Annotated in this window: 21 protein-coding genes and 1 pseudogene; 13 read left to right on the forward strand and 9 right to left on the reverse strand. The window is 72.1% G+C overall.

The genetic code is table 11. The annotated features are described in order from the left end of the window. Nucleotides 1–127: 127 nt before the first annotated feature. Entirely contained in the window at nt 128–928 is an 801-nt protein-coding gene (locus ACQPZO_RS10020) for an ABC transporter ATP-binding protein (RefSeq protein ID WP_433349072.1), read from the reverse strand. Continuing rightward, nucleotides 921–1823, reverse strand: coding sequence for an ABC transporter permease (locus ACQPZO_RS10025; protein ID WP_433349074.1), 903 nt, complete (start codon nt 1821–1823; stop codon nt 921–923). Before ACQPZO_RS10025 ends, ACQPZO_RS10020 begins: the two co-directional genes overlap by 8 nt. A gap of 161 nt (nt 1824–1984) precedes the next feature. On the opposite strand from ACQPZO_RS10025, the gene ACQPZO_RS10030 reads away from it, so the two are divergent. The 3 genes from ACQPZO_RS10030 to ACQPZO_RS10040 all read left to right on the forward strand — a co-directional run bounded on the left by ACQPZO_RS10030 (nt 1985) and on the right by ACQPZO_RS10040 (nt 4907). Then, nucleotides 1985–2665, forward strand: coding sequence for a TetR/AcrR family transcriptional regulator (locus tag ACQPZO_RS10030; protein ID WP_433349076.1), 681 nt, complete (start codon nt 1985–1987; stop codon nt 2663–2665). Between the two features lie 92 nt (nt 2666–2757). Next, a complete protein-coding gene (locus tag ACQPZO_RS10035) occupies nt 2758–3867 on the forward strand; it encodes a DegT/DnrJ/EryC1/StrS family aminotransferase (protein ID WP_433349078.1) in 1110 nt (369 codons plus the stop codon). Between the two features lie 44 nt (nt 3868–3911). Further along, a complete protein-coding gene (locus ACQPZO_RS10040; protein ID WP_433350916.1) occupies nt 3912–4907 on the forward strand; it encodes a Gfo/Idh/MocA family protein in 996 nt (331 codons plus the stop codon). A 51-nt stretch (nt 4908–4958) separates the two neighbouring features. Here the strand turns inward: ACQPZO_RS10040 and ACQPZO_RS10045 are convergent, their stop codons facing one another. Continuing rightward, complete coding sequence (locus ACQPZO_RS10045) at nt 4959–6605, reverse strand: glycosyltransferase (protein ID WP_433349080.1); 1647 nt, start codon at nt 6603–6605, stop codon at nt 4959–4961. 36 nt (nt 6606–6641) lie between these two features. Between ACQPZO_RS10045 and ACQPZO_RS10050 the strand changes: the two genes are divergently transcribed. The 4 genes from ACQPZO_RS10050 to ACQPZO_RS10065 are packed head-to-tail and all read left to right on the forward strand — an operon-like array spanning nt 6642 to nt 10552. Beyond that, nucleotides 6642–7958, forward strand: coding sequence for a glycosyltransferase (locus ACQPZO_RS10050; protein ID WP_433349082.1), 1317 nt, complete (start codon nt 6642–6644; stop codon nt 7956–7958). A gap of 28 nt (nt 7959–7986) precedes the next feature. Then, nucleotides 7987–8550 carry a hypothetical protein gene (locus tag ACQPZO_RS10055; protein WP_433349084.1) on the forward strand — a complete coding sequence of 188 codons (564 nt, stop codon included), beginning with the start codon at nt 7987–7989 and terminating at the stop codon, nt 8548–8550. Beyond that, complete coding sequence (locus ACQPZO_RS10060; protein ID WP_433349086.1) at nt 8547–9935, forward strand: glycosyltransferase; 1389 nt, start codon at nt 8547–8549, stop codon at nt 9933–9935. Before ACQPZO_RS10055 ends, ACQPZO_RS10060 begins: the two co-directional genes overlap by 4 nt. Then, on the forward strand, nt 9932–10552 hold the full coding sequence (locus ACQPZO_RS10065) for a hypothetical protein (protein WP_433349088.1): 621 nt from the start codon (nt 9932–9934) through the stop codon (nt 10550–10552). The genes ACQPZO_RS10060 and ACQPZO_RS10065 overlap by 4 nt, the downstream gene beginning before the upstream one ends. A 51-nt stretch (nt 10553–10603) precedes the next feature. On the opposite strand, the gene wecB is transcribed toward ACQPZO_RS10065, so the two are convergent. Next, the gene (wecB, locus tag ACQPZO_RS10070; RefSeq protein ID WP_433349090.1) at nt 10604–11692 is read right to left on the reverse strand and encodes a non-hydrolyzing UDP-N-acetylglucosamine 2-epimerase; all 1089 of its coding nucleotides are present in this window, start codon (nt 11690–11692) and stop codon (nt 10604–10606) included. Between the two features lie 319 nt (nt 11693–12011). Between wecB and ACQPZO_RS10075 the strand changes: the two genes are divergently transcribed. The 4 genes from ACQPZO_RS10075 (at nt 12012) to ACQPZO_RS10090 (ending at nt 18997) form a co-directional block, all read left to right on the forward strand. After that, entirely contained in the window at nt 12012–13490 is a 1479-nt protein-coding gene (locus tag ACQPZO_RS10075; protein ID WP_433349092.1) for a glycosyltransferase family 39 protein, read from the forward strand. 698 nt (nt 13491–14188) lie between these two features. Then, nucleotides 14189–15751 carry a glycosyltransferase family 2 protein gene (locus ACQPZO_RS10080; RefSeq protein WP_433349094.1) on the forward strand — a complete coding sequence of 521 codons (1563 nt, stop codon included), beginning with the start codon at nt 14189–14191 and terminating at the stop codon, nt 15749–15751. A gap of 4 nt (nt 15752–15755) precedes the next feature. After that, nucleotides 15756–17039: a nucleotide sugar dehydrogenase gene (locus tag ACQPZO_RS10085; protein WP_433349095.1), complete on the forward strand. Its 1284-nt coding sequence runs from the start codon at nt 15756–15758 to the stop codon at nt 17037–17039. Nucleotides 17040–17248: 209 nt separating this feature from the next. Next, a complete protein-coding gene (locus ACQPZO_RS10090) occupies nt 17249–18997 on the forward strand; it encodes a CDP-glycerol glycerophosphotransferase family protein (protein ID WP_433349097.1) in 1749 nt (582 codons plus the stop codon). A 74-nt stretch (nt 18998–19071) separates the two neighbouring features. On the opposite strand, the gene ACQPZO_RS10095 is transcribed toward ACQPZO_RS10090, so the two are convergent. Beyond that, on the reverse strand, nt 19072–19611 hold the full coding sequence (locus tag ACQPZO_RS10095; RefSeq protein WP_387018632.1) for an acyltransferase: 540 nt from the start codon (nt 19609–19611) through the stop codon (nt 19072–19074). 158 nt (nt 19612–19769) lie between these two features. Further along, a complete protein-coding gene (locus ACQPZO_RS10100) occupies nt 19770–20108 on the reverse strand; it encodes a DUF952 domain-containing protein (protein ID WP_433349099.1) in 339 nt (112 codons plus the stop codon). Between the two features lie 152 nt (nt 20109–20260). Here ACQPZO_RS10100 and ACQPZO_RS10105 point away from each other — a divergent pair, with 152 nt between their 5' ends. Both ACQPZO_RS10105 and ACQPZO_RS10110 read left to right on the forward strand, forming a co-directional pair. Then, nucleotides 20261–20917 carry a response regulator transcription factor gene (locus ACQPZO_RS10105; protein WP_387018637.1) on the forward strand — a complete coding sequence of 219 codons (657 nt, stop codon included), beginning with the start codon at nt 20261–20263 and terminating at the stop codon, nt 20915–20917. Nucleotides 20918–20923: 6 nt separating this feature from the next. Further along, nucleotides 20924–22288, forward strand: a pseudogene (locus ACQPZO_RS10110) (ATP-binding protein); the annotation flags it as partial. Nucleotides 22289–22481: 193 nt separating this feature from the next. On the opposite strand, the gene ACQPZO_RS10115 reads toward ACQPZO_RS10110, so the two are convergent. From ACQPZO_RS10115 to yaaA, 3 genes are all read right to left on the reverse strand, one after another. After that, the gene (locus tag ACQPZO_RS10115; protein ID WP_433349102.1) at nt 22482–23435 is read right to left on the reverse strand and encodes a TAXI family TRAP transporter solute-binding subunit; all 954 of its coding nucleotides are present in this window, start codon (nt 23433–23435) and stop codon (nt 22482–22484) included. Nucleotides 23436–23514: 79 nt separating this feature from the next. Next, nucleotides 23515–24207, reverse strand: coding sequence for a hypothetical protein (locus ACQPZO_RS10120; protein WP_433349104.1), 693 nt, complete (start codon nt 24205–24207; stop codon nt 23515–23517). Nucleotides 24208–24338: 131 nt separating this feature from the next. Further along, nucleotides 24339–25136, reverse strand: coding sequence for a peroxide stress protein YaaA (yaaA, locus tag ACQPZO_RS10125; RefSeq protein WP_433349105.1), 798 nt, complete (start codon nt 25134–25136; stop codon nt 24339–24341). Between the last annotated feature and the right edge of the window lie 45 nt (nt 25137–25181).

Raw genomic sequence — 25181 nt, forward strand, 5'->3', positions numbered from 1 at the left:
TCTGCGTGGGGTGGGGGATTCACGCCTCGATGACCGGTTGGTGGATTCTGACCGGCGTTGAGGGAAACCTTAACGCGGGTGACGGAGCGCCCGGCCGGGGCAGCCTCGGCCGGTGCGCTCCGCCGTCCTACTTGTGGCTCTCGTACGCCTTGCAGACCTCGTCGGTGGGGCCGTCCATCTTCAGGACGCCACCCTCCAGCCAGATGGTCCGCTCGCAGGTGTCCCGGATCGAGCTGATCGAGTGGCTGACCAGGAACACGGTGCCCGCGCTGGCGCGCAGCTCCCGGACCCGCTGCTCGCTGCGGGCCCGGAACTTGCGGTCACCGGTGGCCAGCGCCTCGTCGATCAGCAGCACATCGTGCTTCTTCGCGGCGGCGATGGCGAAGCGGAGCCGGGCGCCCATGCCGGAGGAGTAGGTCCGCATCGGCAGCGAGGCGAAGTCGCCCCGCTCGTTGATCCCGGAGAACTCGATGATGTCGGGGGCGAGTCGCTTGACCTCCTCGGGGTGCATGCCCATGGCCAGGCAGCCGAGCACCACGTTGCGCTCACCGGAGAGGTCGTTCAGCAGGGCCGCGTTCACGCCGAGAAGCGACGGCTGGCCCATGGTGTAGACCGCGCCCCGGGCCGGCGGGAGCAGCCCGGCGATCGCCCGTAGCAGGGTCGACTTGCCCGAGCCGTTGCTGCCGATCAGCCCGATCGCCTCACCCTGGTACGCGGTGAAGCTCACCCCCTTGACCGCGTGCACCTCGCGGATGTTCGGCGCGTTGGTCCGGGACACGATGCGCTTCAGGGCCGAAACCGGGCTGCTGCCGCCGGTGGCGCCCTTGTGGATCCGGTAGATCACGTGCACGTCGTCCACGACGACGGTGGGGATCCGTCCGGCGTCCACCACGACGGCCCCGCCCGCCGGCTGGGTCTGGTCAGCCACGGCCGTACTCCTTCTCTCCGCGCCAGAAGTAGACGAATCCGCCGATCCCCATCACGACGGCCCAGGCCAGCCCGAGCGTCCAGAGCCGTAGCGGGGACGTCACCAGCTGCGCCTGGTTGGACTCCAGCAGCGCGTACCGGGCCAGCTCGATGTAGATCAGCGGCGGGTTGCACTCCAGCAGGGACGCCGCCCAGCTCGGCAGGTGGTCTCGGAACAACACGACCGGATAGAGCACGCCGGACGCGTACAGCCAGGTCCGCATCACGAACGGCATGACCTGCTTGAGGTCGGTGAGCTTCGCGCCGAGCCGGGCCATCACCATGGTCAACCCGATGTTGAAGACCGTCTGGAGCGCCAGCGTGGGCAGGAGCAGCAACCAGCGGAAGGTCAGCGGCTCACCGGTCGCCAGCACGATGCCCGCGAGCACCACCATCGACATGAGCAGCTGCTGGAACTGCACCAGGGTGACGGTGATCGGCAGCGCGGCCCGGGGGAACTGCAGGGCCCGGATCAGGCCCAGATTGCTGGTGATCGCGTTGGTCCCGTTCTGCACCGCCGTCTGGGTGAACATGAAGACGAAGACACCGGTGCAGAGGTACGCGATGAAGTTCGGGACGTTCCGGTCCTGGGACATGATCACGCCGAAGATCAAATAGTAGACCGCCGCGTTGGTCAGCGGGGTCAGCACCTGCCACAGCTGGCCGAGCTGCGTGTTGCTGAACGTCGAGGCGACCTTCGCCCGCGAGTACGCGGTCATGAAGTGTCGGTATGCCCACAGCTTGCGGGCGTACTCGGCCAGGGAGGGGCGTTCCCCGGCGACCCGCAGACCGTACCGCTTCGCGAGTTGGGCCCGGGTCAGCCCGGATTCGGGGTCGGCCACCGCGGTGTTGGCCATGGTCAGGCGCTCCGATCTTTCGTGCCGATGGGGAGCTGGTGATGTGTCGCGGCGAGAAATTCGGCGTCGCCGGTGCGGAGAGGGTGCCTCGCTGCTGCGTGGAAGGTAGTCCAAACCACGTCGGGACGCAACCGTATCGTCGTTGCGCTACATTGTCCCACGTGACGACGGAGAAGAGGCGTGCCCCGGCCGGTGCGGCGGTGCTGCGTGGTGAGATAACCACGGCCATCCGCGCTGCCGTCATGCAGGAGTTGGCCGAAGTCGGCTACGGCCGCCTCTCGATCGAGGCGGTCGCCCGGCGGGCCGGTGTCAGTAAGACCGCCATCTATCGCCGCTGGCGCTCCAAGCTCGATCTGGTGCTCGACATGGTCACCGCGGTCGCGGGGCGCAGGCTGCCCCTGCTGGACACCGGCAGCCTGCGCGGCGACGTGGAGGTGCTGCTGCTCGCCGCCTCGACGGCGCTCGGACATCCACTGGCCTCGCAGATCATCCCGGACCTGCTGGCGGAGGCGGCGCGTAACCCGCAGATCGCCGAGACCCTCCACCGGGCGATGCGCGACTACCAGGTCCGGCTCGGCGAGATCGTGATCGGCCGGGCGGTCGCCCGCGGCGAACTGTCGACCGGCGCCGACCCGTGGGCCGTGGCCGATCTGATCGTCGGCCCGGTCTACTGGCGGTTGACGATCTCCCGGGCATCCCTCGACGCCGCGCAGTTGAGCACCATGGCGACGGCCGTCGTCGCGGCATTGCGAGTAGCATGTGCTGGCTCACCGGATCGGGAAAAAGAAGTGTGGGACGACCGCGCACTGCCCGAATCTGAACCGCGCCGGGTCGGCGCGTGAACGTCGCGGTCGCACGGCTCGGCCACGCCGGCACCGGCTAGTATCGCCATCCGAACCCCCACCGCCCCCACCCGACACAGGAGGATCCCCCCATGGCTGGGCAGCACCCAGACTTCATCCCACCGGCGCGGCCGATCATTGGCGAAGCCGAGATCGAGGCAGCTGTGCGGGTGCTGCGCAGTGGCAAGGTGGTGCAGGGGCCCGAGGTAGCGGCGTTCGAGGAGGAGTTCGGCGAGTTCGTCGCCGGGCGGCACTGCGTCGCCGTCAACTCCGGCACGTCCGCGCTCCAGTTGACCCTGATGGCGCTCGGCTTCGGCCCGGGCGACGAGATCATCGTGCCGTCGTTCTCCTTCGCGGCCAGCGCCAACGCCGTCCGGTTGGTCGGTGCCGAGCCGGTCTTCGTGGACATCGATCCCAACAGCTTCTGCATCGACCCGGAGGCGGTCGCCGCCGCGATCACCCCGCGGACCGTCGGCATCATGCCGGTGCACCTCTACGGGCACCCCGCCGCGATGGACCGGATCATGGCCATCGCCGAGCGGCACAGCCTGGCGGTCGTCGAGGACGCCGCCCAGGCCCACGGCGCCTCCCTGCACGGCACCCCGGTCGGCGCATTCGGTGCCGCCGGCTGCTTCAGCTTCTACCCCACGAAGAACATGCACGCCCTGGAGGGCGGCATGATCAGCACCGCCGACGCCGGCCTCGCCCGCACCCTGCGGCTGCTCCGCAACCAGGGCATGGAGCAGCGGTACGCCAACGAGATCGTCGGCGCCAACATGCGGATGACCGATGTGGCCGCCGCCATCGGCCGGGTGCAGCTCGGTCAGCTCGGCGACTGGACCGAGCAGCGCCGGGCGAACGCCAAGTTCCTCGACTCCGCCATCACCGGCATGGTGACCCCGCCGGTGGCCGACGCCGCCAAGCACGTGTACCACCAGTACACCGTGCGGGTCCGTGGCAACCGGGACGCCGCCCAGGCCCGGCTGACCGAGCTGGGGATCGGCAACGCCGTCTACTACCCGACCCCGATCCACCGGCTCAAGCCGTACCTCACCCAGGACGGCACGCCGGGTCCGTGGGAGCTGCCGGAGACCGATCGGGCCGCAGCCGAGGTGATCTCCCTACCGGTGCACCCGTCGCTGAGCCAGGCCGACCTCGAGCGGATCGCCGAGGGCGCGAACCTCGCCGGTGGTGCCCGGTGACCGCGGGTCGCAAGCTGCGCGCCGGCCTGATCGGCCTCGGCGCGATGGGGCGCAACCACGCCCGGGTCCTCTCCGGCCTCGACGGCGTCGAGCTGGTCGGCATCGTCGACCCGGCCGGCGACGTCACCGGCACGCTCCGCGCACCGGTCGTGCCGGAGCTGGCTGACCTGCTGGCCATGGGCATCGACTACGCGGTGGTCGCCTGCCCGACCGCGCTGCACGAGCGGATCGGCCTGGAGCTGGCCGGCAACGGGGTCTGCGCGCTGATCGAGAAGCCGCTGGCCCAGTCGGTCGAGGCCGCCACCAGGCTGGTGGAGGCGTTCGAGTCCGCAGGCCTGGTCGCCGGCGTCGGTCACATCGAGCGCTACAACCCGGCCCTGCAGAGCCTGCGTACCCGGCTCGAGGCGGGCGAACTGGGCGAGGTCTTCCAGGTCGTCACCCGGCGGCAGGGGCCGTTCCCGCACCGGATCGCCGACGTCGGCGTGGTGATGGACCTGGCCACCCACGACATCGACCTGACCGCCTGGGTGACCGGCCAGGAGTACAGCTCGGTGGCGGCCCGCACCGTGTCGCGCAGCGGCCGGCTGCACGAGGACATGGTCGCCGTGGTCGGCCAGCTCTCCGACGGAACGATGGTCAACCACCTGGTCAACTGGCTGAGCCCGCTCAAGGAGCGGTCCACGGTGATCACCGGCGACCGGGGCTGCTTCGTGGCCGACACGCTCACCGCCGACCTCACCTTCTACGCCAACGGCGCGATCGACACCGAGTGGGAGGCGCTGCGCGCGTTCCGCGGGGTGGCCGAGGGCGACATGGTGCGCTTCGCGATCCCGAAGCGGGAGCCGCTGCTCGTCGAGCACGAGCGGTTCCGCGACGCGGTCGAGGGCAAGCAGAGCGACATCGTGACCCTGCGCCAGGGCCTGCGTACCGTGCAGGTCGCTGCGGGGCTGCTCGAGTCCGCCTCCGACGGCAAGACCATCATGGTGAACTCGACCGGCCTCGCCGACGCGGTTCGCGCGTCCGAGACCGCCGCACCCTGACCCTGATTCGGGAACCCGGACCGGACCGCACGGTCCGGGCTCCCGAATCAGTCAGTCCTGCCCGACCCCCAGCATCGCGTCGAAGTGCGGCGCGTTGACCGACCAGTCCCAGGTCGCCAGGGCGTGGTCCGACACCGCCGCACCGGTGGCCCGCCAGACCTCCTCGTCGGCGGTCGTGGCGCGGATGCGGGCGGCCGCCTCGGCCGGGGTGGCGACCACCCAGTCGGCCGGGAAGACCGTGCGTGCGCCGTGTGCCTGCCCGGCGAAGAAGGGCCAGTCCCGGACCACCGGCACCGCCCCGCTGGCGGCACCCTCCACCACCGCGCAATGGAAGCTCTCGCGGACCGAGCTGCTGAGCACGACACCAATCTCGGTCAGCACCTTCGGCACGTCGTCCGTCTGACCGATCCGCCGCACCGCCCCGGCCGGCTCCAGCTCGGCCAGGTCCGCTTCCAATGCCGCCGAGTAGTGGCGGACCGCCGTACTGATGCCGGTGTCGAGGCCCTTGCCGACGAGGAACAGCCGGTACCGCTCGTCCTCGGCGCGCAGTAGGCGTAGCACCTCGATCGCCCACCGTGGGTCCTTGGCCACGGCGCTGGTTCCCACGAGGCCCAGGGTGAAGCGGGCGGCCAGGTCCTTGGGCTGTCGGTACGGCCGTAGGTGCAGCGCGTTGGTGAGCACGCGCGACCGGGGTGCGTTCGCGCCCGTGAGCCCCGGCACCACCGCGGCGGCGAAGTCACGTAGATGCGCGGAGACGAAGACGACGTCGTCCACCCGACTGAAGTCGATCAAATGGGGCCACTGGCCGAACGCCTCGTAACTGTGCAACCGGACAACGACGCGGGTGTCACCGGGATCGACCAGGGTGACCATCGCCGCGGTGGCGACGGCCCAGTCGATGAAAACGGTGTCCGCCCACTCCAGGTGCGGCTGAAGCCAGCGCTTCACCTGCGCGCCGTAATCCGTGCCGCCGAGCAGCGCCTCGGCGACCATCCGGCCGTTCTGGCGCGTCAGCGGCGCGGCCACCGGATCGTCGGCCAGGTGCAGGTAGCGCAACTCAACCCCAGGGTGGCGCGCGTACCGCTCGCGGATGGCATGCAGGAAGTGGGCGCTGCCGTTGATCAGTAGCAACAGTCGCAGTGGCCGGTCGGTGGGTGCCGGGGCCGCCGATACCGCCCGGCCACGGGGCGCCAGCACGGCGCGTCCCACGGTGCTGCGGCGCAGCGGCCCGAGGTAGCCGGCGGGGTCGTCGACCAGAGGAGACGTGAGCTGATCGAAGTGCAGCACCCGGTGGAACTGGGTGCGCAGGGCACGGTGCAGTCGCCGGGCGGCGGCGATCCCGTCGCCCCGTACGTACGCCTCGTCGGCCGCGGCCAACTCCGCCGAGACGGCCTCCATCAGGTGGGCGGGCGTCCGGCCCTCGGTCAGCTCGTCGGTGGCCTCCTGGATGAGGAGGTCAGCGCGGGTGGCCGGATCCACCGCGCGGGCCACCGCCGCCAGGGCCGCGCGGGACTCGCCCGCCGGCCAGCCGGCCCGGGTCATTCCGGAGCGCAGTCGACGGGCCAGCGCCCCTCGCGCTCTGATCGGCAATAGCGGCGTGGAGGTGAGCCCGCGGAGCAGGCGCGCCGCCGTGCGATGCCGGACCACCCGGGGGGCCGTGACCCGGCGAAGTGCGGTGTCCACCAGCTTGTTGCCCATCAGGGCAGGTCTTCTCGGAGCATGGACGTTCTCCCGGTGGCTGTGCAGGACCCACCGGCCCGTGCGGGCCAGCTGAGCACGATGGACAGCGTGCATGTTAGCGTGAGGGCGTACGGGCGTACGGCGAGGAAGGTTCGGGTGCCGGCAATTTCTGAACGGGACGTCGTCGTCATCACACCGTGGTTTCCGACCCGGGAACTGCCCTTCCGCGGGTCGTTCGTGCAGGCGATGGTCGATGCCACCGCACCCGGTTGCGACCAGATGACGGTCTACCACTGCGACGCGTGGGTGGCCGCGCTTGATGCCGAGGCCGAGCGCGGAGTGCGTCAGGCCCACCACACACTCCTCTCCCGCGCGCTGCACCGCACGCCGACCGTCGGCGGTGCCGATCTGGTCTTCCTTCCGGTGCCCGTGCCGCGTGGCCTGGGACACGCCGAGATCGCCGAACGGCATGACGACGCGCTCCGCGCCGCGCTCGGCGGTCGACCGATCCAGGCACCTGTCGTGCACGCCCACGTCGGCCTGCCGAGCGGTTGGGCGGCGGTCCGCAACGCCGGGCCCGGCACCAGGGTCTTCGTCACCGAGCACGCGAGCTTCCTGGACAAGGTGCTCGAGACCCCGCGTGGTCGGGAGATGTACGACGAGGTGCTGCACAGGTGCGCCGGATTCCTCGCGGTCGGCGAGGGGGTGCGGCGCCCGCTGGTCGAGGCGTTCCCGCACCACGCCGAGCGGATCGGTTCGATTTCCAACCCGATCTCCTTCGACCGGCTTCGGCCCGACCCGGTCACCGAGCTTCGGCGCTGGCTCTTCGTCGGCGCGCTCTCCGAGCTCAAGGGCGTGCCGCTGCTGCTCGAGGCGTTCGCCCGGTGTCGGCTGGAGGACTCCTCCCTGACCCTCACCCTGGTGGGGGAGGGGGCGCTGCTGGCGAGCCTGACCACCCGGGCGGCGGAACTCGGCGTGGCCGACGCGGTCACCTTCACCGGTGCGGTCCCACCGGACCAGGCGCTCCGCCTGATGCGCGAGCATGACCTGCTGGTGCACCCGAGCCGCAAGGAGACTTTCGGCGTGGCGGTGATCGAGGCGATCGCGGCAGGACTGCCGGTCCTGGTAACCCGCTGCGGCGGACCCGAACGGACCCTCGCCGGCATCAAGGAAGCGGCCGGCGTGATGATCGACGTGACGGACGACCCGGAAACCATCGTCGCCGGCTACCAGCAGTTGAGGTCCCGCTTCCCAGCCGGCTTGGACCCGGCGCTCGTCCGCAAGGTGCTGTCCGCCCGCTACGGATACGCTGCGGTCGCCGACACGCATCACCGCCTGTGGTTCTCCGACGAGGCCGCTCCGTCGGCCTGACACCGGGAGCCGGAGCTGATGGAGTGACATGCACGTCCTTTTCCTGTCGATCGGCGCCGTCCGACGGCGCGCGGTCGTGGAGGAATCCGCCCAGGTCGTCGCCGACGGCGGCACAGCCACCGTGGTGGTCGACCGGATCAGTCCCTGGAACCGTGAGACATTCGCGAACGGTGTCCGGGTCATCGAGTTGGCCGCCCTGCAGAGGCGGACGCCGGTGGCTCGGATCGAGCAGGCGGTGCTGTTCAAGGCGCCCCGCAAGATCCTGCGAACGGTCGGGCGGGGCCCACTGCGTGGCTTCTCCAAGCGGGCCGAGCGGGCGTATCAGACGCGGGTGGCCGATCGTGCCCACCGGGCCTTCGTCCGGTTGCGGGGCGACAACCGGGCCAAGTTGATCGAGCGGGTCGGTGCCCGGTCCCGGGTGGATGTGCTCGTGGTCACTGATCCGATCGCCATGCCGTACGCCGCGCGCCTGACCGGCGGCCACCACGCTCCGACGTATCCGAGAGTCTGCTTCAGCTACGACTACGCTGGTGTCACGCCTGAAGGTCAGCACCGGCCAGATTCGGACTTCGTCCAGGGGGACAACCAATGAACCGGTCGCGGACGCCGCGCCGACCACGCATTCTCTACCTGTCGTTCTACTTCCCGCCGTCGCGTGCCAGCGGCGTGTACCGGGCCCGCGCGACCGCGAACTACCTCGCCGCGAACGGCTGGGAGGTGACCGCCTTCGCGTCCCCGCTGAGCTTCCTACACAAGGTGATCGGCTCGGTGGACGAGCAGCTGGCCGAGACGGTCGATCCGACGATCCGGGTGGAGCGTCCCAGCATCAGTCACTTCGCCTGGGAGCGTGACCTGCGGGAGTACGGCCGGTTTCGTGGCCTGTCCCCGATCCTGGCCCGCAACCTCTACAACTTCGGGTTGAAGAAGCTCTTCCCCGAGCACTACCTCTCCTGGGCAGCCGCGTCGGTGCGCAAGGCCCTGCGGATGCACGCCCGGCGGCGGTTCGACGTGGTACTCGCGACCGGCAACCCGTTCGCCTCGTTCGCCGCCGCCTGGTTGATCCACAAGGCGACCGGCGTGCCGTTCGTCGTCGACTACCGGGACGCCTGGACGCTCAACATGTTCACCGAGGAGCCGGGGTACGAGCCGGGTCACCCCGCCTGGAAGTGGGAGCGGCGTATCCTGCGCGACGCGGCGGCGTCGATCTTCGTCAACCAGCCGCTGCAGGACTGGTACGCCGAGCGCTACCCGGACTCCGCCGACCGGATGATGGTGGTGCCGAACGGCTGGGATCCGGACCTGCTCACCCAGTTGGAGCCGGCAGGCACGACGACCACCGCCGACCGAACCCGTCCCTTGCGCTTCGCCTTCCTGGGCACGATGAACAGCACCCAGCCGGTGGAGCAACTCGCCGAGGCGTTCCAACTGGCCCGGCGCCATCCCGACCTGGCCGACGCCGAGCTCAACATCCACGGGCACCTGGGCTACTTCAAGCAGGGCAAGGGTGAATTGATCGACCGACTCGGTTTGACCGAGGACGAGCACGGCAACTCGTTGCCGGACACCGGCATCCACTACCGCGGTCCGGTCTCGAAGACCGAGGTGGGCAGGGTCTACCAGGAGAGCGATGTCCTGGTCTTCCTCGCGGGCGGCGCACGGTACGTGACGTCCGGCAAGATCTTCGAGTACATGGCCAGTGGCAGTCCCATCGTGTCCGTCCACGCTCCGGGCATCGCCGCGCAGGACGTCCTGGCCGGCTATCCTCACTGGTTCAACCCGGACAGCCTGGACGTCAACGACATCGCTGAGTCGATGATCGCTGCTGGCAAGGCCGCGCGGGACATGTCGCCCGAGCAGCGGGCCGAGGCTCGCGTCCACGCCGCGACGTTCACCCGCGAAGCGGTGACCGCGCCGCTGGAGGCCCGGCTGCGGACCATGATCAGGCAGAAGATCGCCGCGGGGAGGATCGGATCGTGACGTTCGTCGACGAACACGGGGTGCAGGCCACGGAGCCAGGTGCGGCCCGAAAGCCGAGGGTCCTGCTGCTGGCGTTCAACCGGCAGCCGCACGAGCGGGTCGTGGCGCTCGCCGAGCGCCTGCTCGGCGAGGGTGCCCGTGTGGACGTGGTGGTGCTCGGCGACAAGAACTGGACCGAGCTGTCCGACCGACCTGATCTGCGCTTCTTCGCTCTCGGCCCGGCGGAGCAGCGGCATCCGCTGATGCGTGCGGAGCGCATCGTCGTGACCAGCGGGCCCCGACGGGTGCTGAGCGGGCTTGGTCGGCTCTCCGGCGAGGGCGCGGCGGCCCGCCCGATCGAGGGCCTCAGCCGAGGGCAGCAGCGGGTGAGCAAAGCCTTCCACAAGCGGGTTTTCATGAAGGTCTACCAGAACTTCCGACCGCTGCTGCTGGCCCGGCTGTTCGACAAGTGGCTACCCGAGATCGATCTCGATCGCGATCCCGTGGACCTGATCGTGGCCTCCGACGCGCTGTCGATCACGCTCGGGTGGCGGCTCGCCCGCCGTTACCCGCACGCGGTCGCCACCACCTCGCTGGTCCCGCCGCCGATCGCCGAGGTGGCGGCGGCGCGGTCCTGACCGCAGGGACGTGCCCAGGGGGTGGCCGCGACCGGCCACCCCCTGCGTCGTTCAGCGCAGGTGTTCGGCGAGGATGCGCACCACGTTCTGGGCGGCCCGGCCGTCGCCGTACGGGGTGCCCCGCTCCGCGCCCGGCCGGGGCCGGGTCGCCGTCTCTACCCAGCCGGCCGTGTCCAGCGCGGACGGGTCCGGGACCAGCCGGTTCCAGTCGTCGTGCAGGGTCTCGACCCACTCGGTCTCCGGCCGCAAGGTGGTGCACGGCCGGTCCAGCAGGTATGCCTCCTTCTGCAGGCCGCCGCTGTCGGTGACCACGCCGACCGAGCCGAGCACTGCGGCGACCATCGCCGCGTACGGCAGCGGACGCCCCACGTGCAACGAACCGGCGGCCAGCTTGATGCCGTGGTCCTCGGCCCGGGCCAGCAGCCGGGGGTGGGCCAGCAGGGCCACCGGCACGGGCAGCTCGGCCAGGGCGGACACCAGCATCGACAGCCGGGCAGGGTCGTCGGTGTTCTCCGCCCGGTGCAGCGTGGCCAGCAGGTACGGCGCGTCGGGGTCGACGCCCTCGGGCAGCTCGGGACGAGTCTGCCCGCCGGCCCGGACCGCGTCGCGGACGCGCAGGCAGACGTCCACCATCACGTCGCCGGCCAGCACCGCCCGCCTCGCCAGCCCCTCGGCGCTCAGGTGGCGCATCGCCTCCTCGGTCGGGGCGAGCAGCAGGTCGGCGCAGTGGTCGGTGAGCACCCGGTTGTGCTCCTCGGGCATCCGCCGGTTGAACGAGCGCAGCCCCGCCTCGAGGTGTGCGACCGGCAGGTGCATCTTCACCGCGGACAACGCGCCGGCCAGGGTCGAGTTGGTGTCGCCGTAGACCAGCACCCAGTCCGGCTGCTCGGCGGCGAGCACCGGGTCCAGGGCGGCCAGGGTCCGACCGGTCTGCACGCCGTGGCTGCCGGAGCCGATGCCCAGGTGCACGTCTGGGTCCGGGATGCCCAGGCCGGAGAAGAACACGTCGGACAGGTCCGCGTCGTAGTGCTGGCCGGTGTGCACGATGACGTGCTCGTGGTCGGTGGCGGCGAACGCCGCGGCGATCGGCGCGAGTTTGACCAGCTGCGGCCGGGCTCCGACGATGCTGACGACCTTCATCTGGCTGATTCCTCCGATTGTCCTGTCCGCGGTCGGCTGGTCCAGCCCTCCCCCGCCCCCGGTCCACCGGGCCCTCGGCGCGCGGACGGCACCCACGGGACCATGGGCCGGAGGGACGTGGTGTCCGTCTCGCCGGGTTGAGGGCGACCTAGGCTAACATCGCCTGCCCCGGAGCCGACCCTTCCCCAGAGCGGCCGGGACACCGAACGTGGCGGGCACTGCCCGCGCTGATCACGTACCCCGGCACCGGGGCGCGGTCGCCTAGAGTGTGCCTCGGTGGTGACCGGTGGCGGCTCAGCCTGCGAGCAAGGGAATCGATGTGAACGAAGCACGCCGTGACGACGTGGCCAAGAGTGGTGGGGGCACCGGCGTGACTGCGACCATGGCCCCTGACCCGCCGCCCGGGGCGGCTGAGCCGACGTCGACGCCGACGGTGCGGTGGCGGTACTGGCCGGTGGTCGCCATGGCGGTGACGGGTGCGGTGCTCTACGGCTTCTGGAATCTGAGCAAGCTCCTGCCACCGATCGGCTACGGCTTCTTCGCCCGTCCTCCGATCTACGGCATCATGGTCCCGATCTGGGATGAGCTCGCGCTCACCGTGATCCCGGCAGCGGTGCTGCTGGCCGGAGTCGGCTGGCTGATCACCTCCTGGCGGCGGGTGCCCTCCTGGCTGGCCCTCACGCTCGTCGTGCTCGCCGGTGCGGTCACCGCAACCACGGTCAGCCTGGTTCGTGGCGAGGTGGGCGACCTGACCCGGGGCGTCGACACCGGCCCGAAGTCGCCCTACTACACGTCCGACCTGCACCTCGTCTACGAGTTGGGGCTGCGGGAGTTCGTCGAGCGGCACGCCGAGATCACTGACCGGTTCCACTCGTACAGCTCGCGGACCCACCCAGCGGGCGTGTTCGTCTTCCTCTACCTGCTGTTCCGGGTCCTCGGTGCGTCGCACGAGCTCCAGATCACCGCGGTCATCGCCCTCGTCGCCTTCACCTCGGCGGTCTCTGCCTGGCTGATCGGCCGGACCCTGGGCGGCGAACGGGCCGGCCGGATCAGCGCGGTGCTGTTCGCCGCGGCTCCCGGGCCGCTGATGCTCGCGTACAGCAATCTCGACACCGTGTTCGCGGTGCCGATGACGCTGAGTGCGGCACTCTTCGTGCTGGCCGCGCAGCGGCGTTCGGTGAAGGTGGCCGCGGCCGCAGGGGTGGTGCTCGGCGTCGGCACCCTCATGACCTTCGCCACCTCGTTCATCGTGTTTGCCGCCACGATCGCGCTGGTGATCCAGACGGGCTGGCGCACCGCTGCCCGGTTGCTGGCCGCGGCGGCGGCCGGTGGGGTGGCCGTGCTGTTGCTGGCCTGGCTGACGCTCGGGTTCGACATCCTCACCTCCTACCAGGCGTCGCCCTCGTCGTCCTCCAACAGCTTCCGCTTGTACTGGGTGGTGGGGACCCCGGCGGCCTGGCTGATGTACGCCGGGCTGCCACTGGCCGCCCTCGGGGTCTACGCGCTGTTCCGCCGGGTGCCGGGTGCCGGGCGGCCGGTGCTGGTGACCGTGCTCGTGGTCGCCCTGGTCGTCTGGGCGTCCCTGCCGCCGGAGCTGACCAAGCTGCGCCAGGGCGAGGTCGAGCGGACCTGGGCCTTCCTCTACCCGATGGTCGCCGGCTGCGCCGGGCTGGTGGTGGATCGGTGGACCGCCGGATTCGACCGGCGCTGGCTGCGCGGCGCCGTCGTCGCGGCGCTGGTGCTCCTGTCGGTCGGTCAGGCGGTCTTCCTCCAGGGGCTCTACGACAACTTCTTCTGATCCCCGCACGCCGCGAAGGCGGTGAAGATGCCCTCGCTTTAGCTCATCGACTGGACGATGCCGTGCGGCAGCGCCCCCCAGAGAACGGCGAGCAGGATGCCGACCCGCCGTGCTGGGCGATGCCGAGGTACCACCTGCCGTCGGATTCGGTGAGCAGGCTGCCCGGTCGCTCGCCTAGGTTGCGGGCCCAGACGTGGAGGGGTGAGCGGCCCGACGAGTCGGACGACAACTTCGCCGGTGAGCGCGGGCAGGGCGGACCGGAAGGCGGCCACCAGCCGGGCCGAGGGGGCGGGGCGGACGGGCCCGTCCGCGGTTGCCGGCCTCAGCGGCGGGTGCTCCTCGCTCGTCAGCAGGGTCATGTCCGAGTCCTGTCCGAGTCCTGTCCGCGTGGTGTCCGGCGTGCCATGACCGGCCTGGCTCCGGGGGCTGGCCTGTGGTGACGAGGATCTGGTCAGATCAGGAGCCGCGTGCAGGGTGGCAATGGCCGCGACGCGCCCCCGGAACACCCGATGGCGACGACTTCCGGCGGTCGGGTTGTCGTAGACTCGCTCGGGTCCGCGGGTGCGGTGCTTGTTGACACGGAGACGGACGGGCATGGGTTCTGACGGCACGATCGCCGCGGCGGGCCTGCGGGCGGGCGACCCGGGACGGGGCGACTTCATCGACTCAGCGCCGTGGCCGGGGAAGGCGGCAGGACGGTGACGCAGCCCGACGTGACCGTCGTCGTCGCGGTGTACAACACCATGCCGGATCTGACCACCTGCCTCCGGTCCCTCGTCGACCAGTCGATCGGCCACGAACGGCTCGAGATCGTGGCGGTGGACGACGGTTCGACCGACGGCAGCGGGGCCGAGCTGGACCGGTTCGCCGCGGCCCATCCCGATGTGATCAAGGTCCGCCACCAGGAGAACTCCGGGGGGCCGGCGGCGCCCAGCAACCGGGCACTCGAGCTGGCCACCGGACGGTACGTGTTCTTCATCGGCGCCGACGACCATCTCGGCCGGGAGGCACTGGAGCGGATGGTGACGGCCGCCGACCGGTGGGGCTCGGACGTGGTGCTCGGCCGGATGGTGGGCGTCAACAAGCGGTACGTGCACCAGGAGATCTTCGACCAGACCAGATCCGACGTCGATCTGTTCAGCTCGGCGCTGCCGTTCGCCCTGTCCAACACCAAGCTCTTCCGGCGTGAGCTGGTGGAACGGTACGGCCTGCGGTTCCCGGAGGACATGGCTGTCGGCAGCGATCAGCCGTTCACCATCGAGGCGTGCTGCCGGGCCGGCCGCATCTCCGTGCTCGCCGACTACGACTACTACTACGCCGTCAAGCGACTCAACGCCGGTAACATCACGTACCGTAGCGACCAACTGGCCCGGCTGGAGTGTGTCGAGCGCATCGTCCGGTTCGTCGCCGAGCTGATCGAGCCCGGAGAGAGCCGCGACGCGGTGCTCAGGCGACACTTCGCGTGGGAGCTCGCCAAGCTGCTCCGGTCCGACTACCTCAAGCTCGACCACGACACCCAGGAGCAGATCCGTGGCCGCGTCGGCAAGCTCGTCCGGGAGTACCTGACCGATCGCATCCGCGACCAGCTCGAGATCTCGGCGCGGGTGCGGCTCGGCACCGCCGCGTACGGACGGGCGGCGGACCTCCTCGCCATCGTCAAGCAGGACGCGAACGAGGGACTGCCGCCCACGGTGGTCAGGGATCAGCGCTGGTACGCGGCCTATCCGGGTTTCGGTGACCCGGAGTCGGGTGTCACCGACGAGTGGTTCGAGCTGGACACCGCCGCGACCCGGTGGCTCGCCAGGCTGGATGCGGCATCGGTACGCTGGGTCACCGGAGCCGACGGCGAACGGGGGATCCAGGTCTTCGTCCGGAGCCCGCGCTCCGACCTCGCTGAGCTGGTCGGTGGTGATCTCTCCGTGTTCGTGGGGAAGGTGGAGGCCGTCGTGCGGCCGCTGCCGTCGGACCCGATGGGGACGACCGTGGGCGCCACGTTCCGGATCCGGGACCTGCTGGCCGAACTGGGTTCGGCCGGGGGTAGCCGGGCAGTCCGTGCCCGGGTGGCCGGAGGTTCCGGCATTCCGGTACGAGGTCTGCGGCCGTCGACCGTGCAGCGGGTACTGCACCGCGACGGTGGCCAGTTCCATATCGTCACCGTCACCAACAACCACAGAGGTCAACTGGCGTTCACCGTCTCGCCGGTGACGCTCCGCCGAGTCGTGGCCCGCCTTCGCCGCCGGCTTCCCCTAGGAGGAAAGTAGTTACATGGACATCTGCGTCGTCGCGCTCGGAAAGATCGGCCTGCCGCTTGCCGTGCAGTTCGCCTCGAAGGGGCACCGGGTGGTCGGTGCCGACGTCTCCGAGCGGGTCGTCCAGCTGGTCAACGACGGTGCCGTGCCGTTCCCCGGCGAGGCCGACCTCGACGTCAAGCTGAAGGAGGCGGTGGCCGCCGGTCTGCTGTCGGCCACCACCGATACCGCCGCCGCGGTCGCCGGGTCCGAGGCGGTCGTCGTGGTCGTACCGCTCTTCGTGGACGCGGACGGTGTGCCGGACTTCGGCTGGATGGACGACGCCACCCGGGCCATCGCTCGCGGCCTCAAGCCGGGCACCCTGGTCAGCTACGAGACCACCCTGCCGGTCGGCACCACCCGCGCCCGCTGGGCGCCGATGCTGGAGGAGGGCTCCGGTCTCACCGCCGGCAAGGACTTCCACCTGGTCTTCAGCCCGGAGCGGGTGCTCACCGGCCGGGTCTTCGCCGACCTGCGCCGTTACCCGAAGCTGGTCGGCGGCATCGACGAGGCGTCCGCCGCGAACGGCGTCCGCTTCTACGAGGCCGTGCTGGACTTCGACGAGCGGCCCGACCTCGACCGGCCCAACGGCGTCTGGGATCTGGGCTCCGCCGAGGCGTCCGAGCTGGCCAAGCTCGCCGAGACCACCTACCGGGACGTCAACATCGGTCTGGCGAACCAGTTCGCCCGGTTCGCCGACACGGTGGGGGTGGACGTCACCAAGGTCATCGATGCCTGCAACACCCAGCCGTACAGCCACATCCACTCGCCGGGCATCGCCGTCGGCGGCCACTGCATCCCGATCTACCCCCGGATGTACCTGTGGAACGACCCGGCGGCCACCGTGGTGCGCTCGGCCCGCGAGGCCAACGCCGCCATGCCCGAGTACGCCGTCGACCTGCTCGCCGCCGCGTACGGCGACCTGACCGACGTGGGGGTGCTGGTGCTCGGCGCGGCGTACCGGGGTGGGGTCAAGGAGACCGCCTTCTCGGGCGTCTTCCCGACCGTGGAGGCGCTGCGCGAGCGGGGTGCCAAGCCGTACGTCTCCGACCCGATGTACACCAACGAGGAGCTGACCGCGCACGGCCTGCCCGGCTACGACGGCGAGCCGGTCGGCGCCGCTGTCATCCAGGCCGACCACGTCGAGTACCGCAGCCTCACCCCGGCCGACCTGCCGGGCGTCTCGGTGCTGGTCGACGGCCGTCGGATCACCGATCCGGCCCGCTGGACCGGCGTCCGTCGGGTGGTCATCGGCGGCTGACCCGGTCCGCCCGGTGTCCGTGGGCCTCGGCCGCTCGCCGGCCGGGGCCCACTGCTTTCGTGGCTCGACCGATACGTTCGGTGAGCGGCATCCTCGGCTGTTCATCCGCCGGACACCCCAGCAATACTTGTGTTACTTGCCCCGTTTAGGGTCGCAGATGCCTGGTATCGGACCCATCGACGCCGGCGAGTAGACAAGGGAGCGTGTCGTTGTTCAGCAGAGTGCGAAACCAGCTGGGTCTCGCCGTCGTCGGTGTGACCCTGCTGGGCTACGGGGTCATGGTCCTGTCCGGTGTCTTCGGCTGGCTGATCCCGTACGTGGTCGCCGCGTTGGTCGCCGTCGCCGGTGAGTTGGCCCTCGCCACCCGGTTCGCCGCGGCGGGCGAGCTGCTCCAGAAGGCCGGGCTCGGACCGGTCTGGCGGTGGCTCGTCCGTGACCTGTCGGTCGTGCTGCTGATCGTCAGCGCGGTCGGTCCGGCAGCCGGCGGGACCGTCGCGGTCCTGTTGCTGCCGGCCGCGCTCTGGAGCGTTGCCGTCGGCAGCGGTGCCCTCAGCGCGGTCGACGAGCACCGCGCTTCGACCTTGGCCTTCACCCGCAACATCGACCTCGCCCGCACCGCCGGGGTTCCGGGTCCGCCGGCCTGGGCGCGGCGGATCGCGGGCCTGCGACTGCCGTTGATCAACGTGCTCCTCGTCCCGGCGGCCGTGCTGGCCGTACTGGTCGACCGGGTCGCCCCCGTGGTGGTGACCGGGCTGGTCACCCTGGCGGTGGGACTGGTCACGGTAGCCGTGCTGACGCTGGCCGGGCGGGGTGGGCGTGGCCGGGGGCAGGGGTCGCTGTCAGCCGTGCACGCCTGGCTGGCTCGGGAACAGCCCGAGGTGGCGCTCTACTTCGCCGGCCCCGCCAAGGACGTCTACCAGGCCAACATGTGGCTTGCCCCGGTCGAGGCGGCCGGGCGCCGCGCGGTGGTGCTGCTCCGTAACGACGAGGCGTTCCGCGAGCTGGCCGACACCCGGTTGCCGGTGATCTGCGTACCGGCCGGGGTCGACTTCATGAACCTCGACCTCAGCTCGATCCGGGTCGCCCTGTACGCGGCGAACGTCGGCGCCAACATCCACATGCTGCGTGAGCCGGGCATGAGGCACGTCTTCGTCGGCCACGGCGACAGCGACAAGCAGGCCAGCGTCAACCCGTACAGCAAGGTGTACGACGAGGTGTGGGTGGCCGGGGCGGCCGGTCGGGAGCGGTACGCCCGGGCCGGGGTGGGCGTCCTCGATCGCGACATCGTGGAGGTCGGCCGCCCGCAGCTCGCCGGGGTGCACACCTTCGGCGCGGAGTTCACCGACCGCCCGTTCACCGTGCTCTACGCCCCCACCTGGGAGGGGTGGCTGGACGACGACCCGTATCACACCTCGCTGGTGCTGATGGGGGAGCGGATCGTCGCCGGGCTGCTCGCCGCCGGCGGCGTCCGGGTGGTCTACAAGCCGCACCCGCTCACCGGCAACCGGTCGAAGAAGGCCCAGGCGGCGCACGAGCGGATCGTCGCCCGGCTCCGGGCCGCCGGCGGGCAGGTCGACCCGACCTCGCTGGGCGGCACCGCGCACCTAGTGGTCACCGGCCGCACGCCGGCCCTGTTCGACTGCTTCAACGCCACCGATCTGCTGATCAGTGACGTGTCGAGCGTGGTCTCCGACTTCGTGCAGAGCGAGCGGCCGTACGTGGTGGCCAACCCGGCGGGTCTGTCCGAGGACGAGTTCCGCCGGACGTTCCCCACCGCGCGGGCGGCGTACCTGCTCTCGCTCGACTGCGGCGAGCTGGAGAAGGTCCTCGCCCTCGCCCGGGGCGGGAACGACCCGATGGCCGAGGCGCGGCGGGAACTGAAGGAGTACCTGCTCGGACCGGCCGGGTCCAACCCGATGGACCGGTTCCGGCAGGAGATCGGCCGCCTCTGCGGTTGACCCGCTCGGGTCGGGGACGAGAGCCGGGCGGCGGTGGACGGCGAGGAGCCGTCCACCGCCGCCCGGTCATGTCGTCAGCCGCGCTGCGGCGGGTTGTCGGCGTCGCGGGAGACGACCTCGCCGCGCTCGTCGACCCAGCCCTTGGGCCGTGCCGGGTTGCCCGCCACCAACTGGTACGGCGCGACGTCCCGGGTGACCACCGAACCGGCGGCGATCATCGCGTACTCGCCGACCTCGATCCCGCAGACCAGGGTGGCGTTCGCGCCGATCGAGGCGCCCCGGCGGACCAGGGTCGGGGTGATGGTCCAGTCCGGGTTCTGCGCCCGGGGGCGGAAGTCGTTGGTGAACACGGCACACGGGCCGACGAAGACCTCGTCCTCGATGGTCACGCCCTGGTAGACCGAGACGTTGTTCTGGATCTTCACGAGGTCACCGACGGTGACGCCGGCATCGACGTACACGTTGCGACCGATCACGCAGCCGGCGCCGACCCGGGCGCTCGACCGGATGTGGGCCAGGTGCCAGACCTTGGTGCCGTCGCCCACCTGGGCACCCTCCTCCACGTCTGCGCTCGGGTGGACGAAGACGTCGGGCCGGTCGGTGGTGTCAGTCATCGCTGCTCGCATCGCTCGGGGCGCGCCGTCGCGCCGGCGGGTGGACGCGTCGGGACGGCGACGGGTGCCGGCCGCCCGCGCGGATCGGACTGCCACGCCCGCCGGCGGGCTGCGGTCACCCCGGCCGGCGCGCGGACTCGGGTGAGCATAGCGATCCCTCAGCGGAGCAGTCGCGCCACCGCGTCGGCGGTCGGGACGTCCGCCGGCAGCGGGTGGGCCGCGGCCACGGCGGCCACCGGCAGCGTCCCGTACAGGTGCGGGAACGGCGCCCCGCCCCGGGACGGCTCCCAGCGCAGCGCCGCACCGAGCGCCGCCGGGTCCACCGCCAGCAGGGTGAGCCCGGTGGCGCCGGCGAAGTGCCGCCGGGCCGTCTCGACGAGCTGGTCGGCGGCGGAGAGGTGGATGTACCCGTCCTGGCGGTCCACCGCCGAGCCGGCGAAGTGCCCGGCGTCCCGGGCGGCGTCCCACTCGGTCGTGGCCAGCAGTTTGTAGATCACCCCGGCAGCCTACGGCGACCGGGGCCCCGCGCCCCGGGACGCGCCCCGCCTGGCCCTCGGCCGGCGGGAAGGGTCTGACCGGCCGGCCCTCCCGTCCGGGCGGTGCTTCTGCGACCATTCGACGACCGAGCAACGAGGAATGGAGGTGCGGGGTGCGCATCCTGCTGGTCGAGGACGACCGACGGGTGGCCGCCGCCCTGTCGTCCGCCCTGACCCGCCGCGGCTACGAGGTGGAGCACGCCGCCACCGTCGCCGCGGCGCTGTCCGCCGCGCCCTGCGACCTCGTGCTGCTCGACCTGACCCTGCCCGACGGCGACGGCACCGACCTGTGCCGGGTGCTGCGCCGGCGCAGCGCCCAACTCGGCATCATCGCGGTCACCGCCCGGGGCGAGGAACGTGACCGCGTCCTCGGTTTGCGACTGGGCGCCGACGACTACGTGGTGAAGCCGTTCTCGATGGTCGAGCTCCAGGCCCGGATCGAGGCGGTGCTGCGCCGGGCCGCGCACGCCGCCCCGGAGCGGGACGTGATCCAGGCCGGCCCGGTCCGCATCGACGTCGCCGGGCGGACGGTCACAGTCGACGGTCGGGAGGTGACCCTCACCCGCAAGGAGTTCGACATCCTGCTCTCGCTGGCCAGGCAGCTCGGGGCGGCGGTGCCCCGGGACCGGATCCTGCTCGACGTGTGGGGCACCACCTGGGCGGACCGGCACACCGTCGAGGTGCACGTCGGATCGCTGCGCGGCAAGCTGGGCGACGCCCGGCTGGTGGAGACGGTCCGCGGGGTCGGCTACCGGCTGCGCGGGGAGTGAGGGCCGGTGCGTCGTCGGCTGGTCATCAGCTACCTGCTGCTGATGGTGCTGGTGCTCATCGCGTTGGAGACGCCACTCGCCACCACCCTGGCCACCCGGGAGACCGACGAGGTGCGCGCCGACCGGCTCGCCGACGCGACCCGGTTCGCCTCGCTGGCCGGGCCGGCGCTGCGCGGCGGCGTCCCCGGCCCGATCGGGGGCGAGCTGAGCAGCTACGACGAGTTGTACGGCATCGGCGCGGCCGTGGTGGACCGGGACCGCCGTACGGTGGTGGCCTCGCGCAGCTGGCAGGTCGGGCCGGGCACCGAGGCGGCATTGGACAACGCGCTGTCCGGCCAGCAGTTCAGCGTCCCGGAGTCGGTGTGGCCGTGGACCGGCGGGCCGGTCGTGGTGGCGGTGCCGATCAACGACGGCGGTGAGGTGCTCGGGGCGGTGGTGATCGCCTCCCCGGCGGACGGGGTCCGGCGCACCGTCACCGCGTGGTGGCTGCTGCTCGCCGCGATCGGCATCTTCGCCGTGCTGGCCTGCGTGCTGACCGCGTTCGGGCTGGCCGGCTGGGTGCTGCGTCCGGTCACCGAGCTGGACGCGGTCACCCACGAGATCGCGGAGGGGGACCGGGGGGCCCGGGTGCAGCACCGGCTGGGCCCGCCGGAGCTGCGCCGCCTGGCGGTGAGCTTCAACAACATGGCCGACGCGGTGTCGGACGTGATGGACCGGCAGCGGGCCTTCGTCGCGCACGCGAGCCACCAGCTGCGCAACCCGCTGACCGCGCTGCGGCTGCGGGTGGAGGAGCTGGGGCCGAGCCTGACCGACGAGCCGGGGCGGGCCGAGCACCGGCTGGCGCTGGAGGAGACCGACCGGCTGGCCCTGCTGCTGGACGCCCTGCTCACCCTGGCCCGCGCCGAACGCGAGGAAAACGAACGGGTCACTGTGGACGCCGCGGCGGTCGCCGCGTCCCGGGTGGCCGCCTGGCAGCCGCTGGCCCGGCACCGGTCGGTCGCCCTGCGGCTGGCCCCGGTCGCCGATCCGGTGTACGCCCGGACCGTGCCGACCGCCGTGGACCAGGCGCTGGACGCGCTGATCGACAACGCGATCAAGTTCAGCGGCGCGGGTGGGGAGGTGACCGTGGACGTCCGGGCGGCCGACGACGGGGTCGCGCTGGAGGTCCGCGACACCGGCCCCGGCATGACCCTCGACCAGCTCGACCAGGCCACCGAGCGGTTCTGGCGGGCCCCCGAGGTGCAGAACGTCGACGGCGCCGGGCTCGGGCTGACCATCGTCGCGGTCCTGGTCGACGCCTCCGACGGCCGGCTCACCATGCGCCGGGCGCAGCCGCGTGGCCTGGTGGCCGGCCTCTGGTTCCCGGCCGCCCCCGACCCCGCGACGGCCGCCGACCCGCTCCCGCCGGGCACCGCCGCGCCGACGGGTGGGACCGGGCCGACCGGTGGGACCGGGCCGACCGGTGGGACCGGGCCGACCGGTGGGACCGGGCCGACCGGCGACGCCGCGTCGGCCCGGGACGCCCCGCTGGCCGACGGAACGGTGGCCCCGGCCGGCTGACGGGTCAGGGCTTGTTCGACCGGTACCAGTCGGCCGCGCCGGGATGCAGCGGCAGCGGGGCGGTGGCGATCGCCGAGCGGGGGCTCATCCGGCCCGCCGCGGGGTGCGCCGCGGCCAGCTCGGCCCGGCGTTCCATCAGCAGCCGGGTCACCTCCCGGACCAGCGAATCCGGCAGGTCGGCCCGGACGACCAGGTAGTTCGGGTTCGCCACCGTGGTGACCGGCTCGACCCCGTACACCGAGCGGGGAATGTCCCGGGAGACGTAGACCTCCCGGTAGCTGCGCCGCAGGGGCTCCGTCCAATCGCCCAGGTCGACGATCCGGGTGGCGCCGTCGGCGGTCAGTTCCTCGACGCCACGCACCGGGAGCCCACCGGAGAAGAAGAAGGCGTCGATCCGCCCGGCGCGCAGCGCGTCGACCGAGGCATCCAGCCCCAGCCGCTCCCGGCGGACCGTAACCCCGCCCAGCTGGGCGACCTCCAGCAGGCGGGTGGCGGTCACCTCGGTGCCGGAGCCGGGCGCCCCCACGGAGACCCGTCGGCCACGCAGGTCGCCCACCGAGTGGACCGGGCCGTCGGCCCTGGTGACCAGGTGCAGCAGGTCGTCGTAGACCCGGGCCACGGCCAGTACGCTCGGGCGGTCCTCCCGGCCAGTGGGGAGCACGTCGGCCTGGGTGAAGCCCAGCTCGACGTCCCCCGTGTCGAGCAACCGCATGTTCTCCGCCGACGCGGCGGTGACCACCACGCTGGCCAGCACCCCGGGCAGCTCCCGGTTCAGGACGGCGGCCAGCGACTGGCCGAACGCGTGGTAGACGGCGGTGGGGCTGCCGGTGGCGATCCGGATCTGGATCGGCTCGCTCGGCGAGTCCCGGCAGCCGGCGAGCCCGGGCGCAGCCACCAGCACCAACAGCAGCACGGCCACGCCGGCGGCGCGCGGTGGCACAGACCAGCTACGGCTCACCCGGTGCACTCTGCGCGTGCGACGCTCCCGGCGCAAGCCCGCCGGCCGACCGCGCTCGGCTTCCGCCGGCCGGCGGTCCTCAGTCGACCGCGGTCACCCCCGGCCCGGTCGCCGGGTCCAGGGTCACGCTCTGCAGGATGCGGTCCCGGTCCGAGCCGTCGGCCACGCTCACCACGTAGCAGCCCGCCCCGGGCCGCAGCAGTGCCGGCACCTCCAGCAGGGCGGCGCCCCGGACCAGCACGGCGGCCAGCTCCCGGTCGGTCAGCCGGATCCCGAGGATGTGCCGCCGGACGTGCCGGCCGCCTGCCAGCAGCGCCGCCCGCCAGGCCGCGGCGGCGAGCCGGGGACGCCACACCCGGCGGGCCGTGGACGCGCCCGCCATGGGCCCGCCGAGCAGCTCCCGGCGGCCCTGCCGCCAGCCGATCTCCACCAGCGTCGCGTACGTCGCCCCGTGCTCGCGGGGCACTTGGAGCCGGTGCAGCTCGAAGCGGCGGCGCAGGCCGCCGGTGGTCACCTCGTGCCCGACCGGGATCTCCAGCCGGGCGAGGAGCTGGCGCATCCGGTGCGCCGCGTCCTCCCGGTTGAACTCGGCGGCTTGGCCGATGCGGGCGGGGGCCGGGGGGCGGCGACCCGCCCCAGCCGGGGCGGCCGGCGCGGAGGCGCAGCGCAGCAGGCAGGCAACCTCGAACGCGTCGGCGAGGGTCAGCCAGTCCAGCGGGGGCGGGGTCGTGGGAAGACGAGGCCGGTCGAGCAGCGTGGGTTCGGGGGCCACCACAGTCTCCTTGTCGGCGTCAGGTTCCCCTTACCGTGGCCTCCCGCGCGGCCCCGTGGTAGCCGTGGCCGCGAGCCTTGAGGAAATCTTGCGACAGTCGCTGTCGGTGACGCCCATCTGTGCGCGATCCGTCACAACTGGGTCACCACGACGTCCACCGCCCGGGGCCGTCCGGCGGTCACCGGCTGCTCCAGGACGGTGTACTTCAGGTCCCGCAGCGCGGTCACCAACTCGCCGGCGCGGCGCGGGCGGGCACCCGCGGTGAGCAGGTCGCGCACCAGCCGCCCCTTGGTCGCCTTGTTGAAGTGGCTGACCACCGACCGGACCGGCCCGTCGGGGGTGTTCCGCTCGTGCAGCACCCGCACCGTCACCGTCCGCCCGGCCAGCTCGCCGCCCGGCGTCCAGGTCGTCGCGTACGCGCCCGAGCGCAGGTCCAACACCGCGCCGCCGCCGGCCGCCGCCGCCATCGCCGGGGCCAGCTCCCGCCGCCAGTACGCCGACAGTGCCCCCACCCCGGGCAGCCGCGCCCCGATCGGGCAGCGGTACGGCGGGATGCGGTCGGTGAGCCGCACCGCCCCCCACAGCCCGGAGCTGACCAGCACCGACCGGCGGGCCGCCCGCTGCGCCGCGGGTGCAAGCGTCGCCAGGTCGAGGGCCTCGTAGAGCACGCCGGTGTAGATCCGGCCCGCCGGGGCGGTGGCCGCCCGCTCCAGCCGGGCGTTGCGGCGCAGCTCGCCGGCCAGCCCAGGGGGCAGCCCCAGCGCGTCCAGGGCCGCCGCCTCGTCCGGCCCGGCGCAGAGTTCGACCAGTGCCGCCAGCACCTCCGCGCGGGCCGGGGCCAGCTCGGGCAGGGACAGCCGGGTCGGGTCCAGCCGCCGGCCGGTGCCGGCGTCGGCCTTTCCCTCCGAGGGCGGCAACAGGATGAGCATCTCGGTACGACTCCTTGGTGCGGCGGCACGCCGGCGCGTGGCGGT

Origin of the sequence: Micromonospora sp. CA-111912, assembly GCF_050948415.1 — a bacterium.
In the GTDB taxonomy this organism is placed as follows: domain Bacteria; phylum Actinomycetota; class Actinomycetes; order Mycobacteriales; family Micromonosporaceae; genus Micromonospora.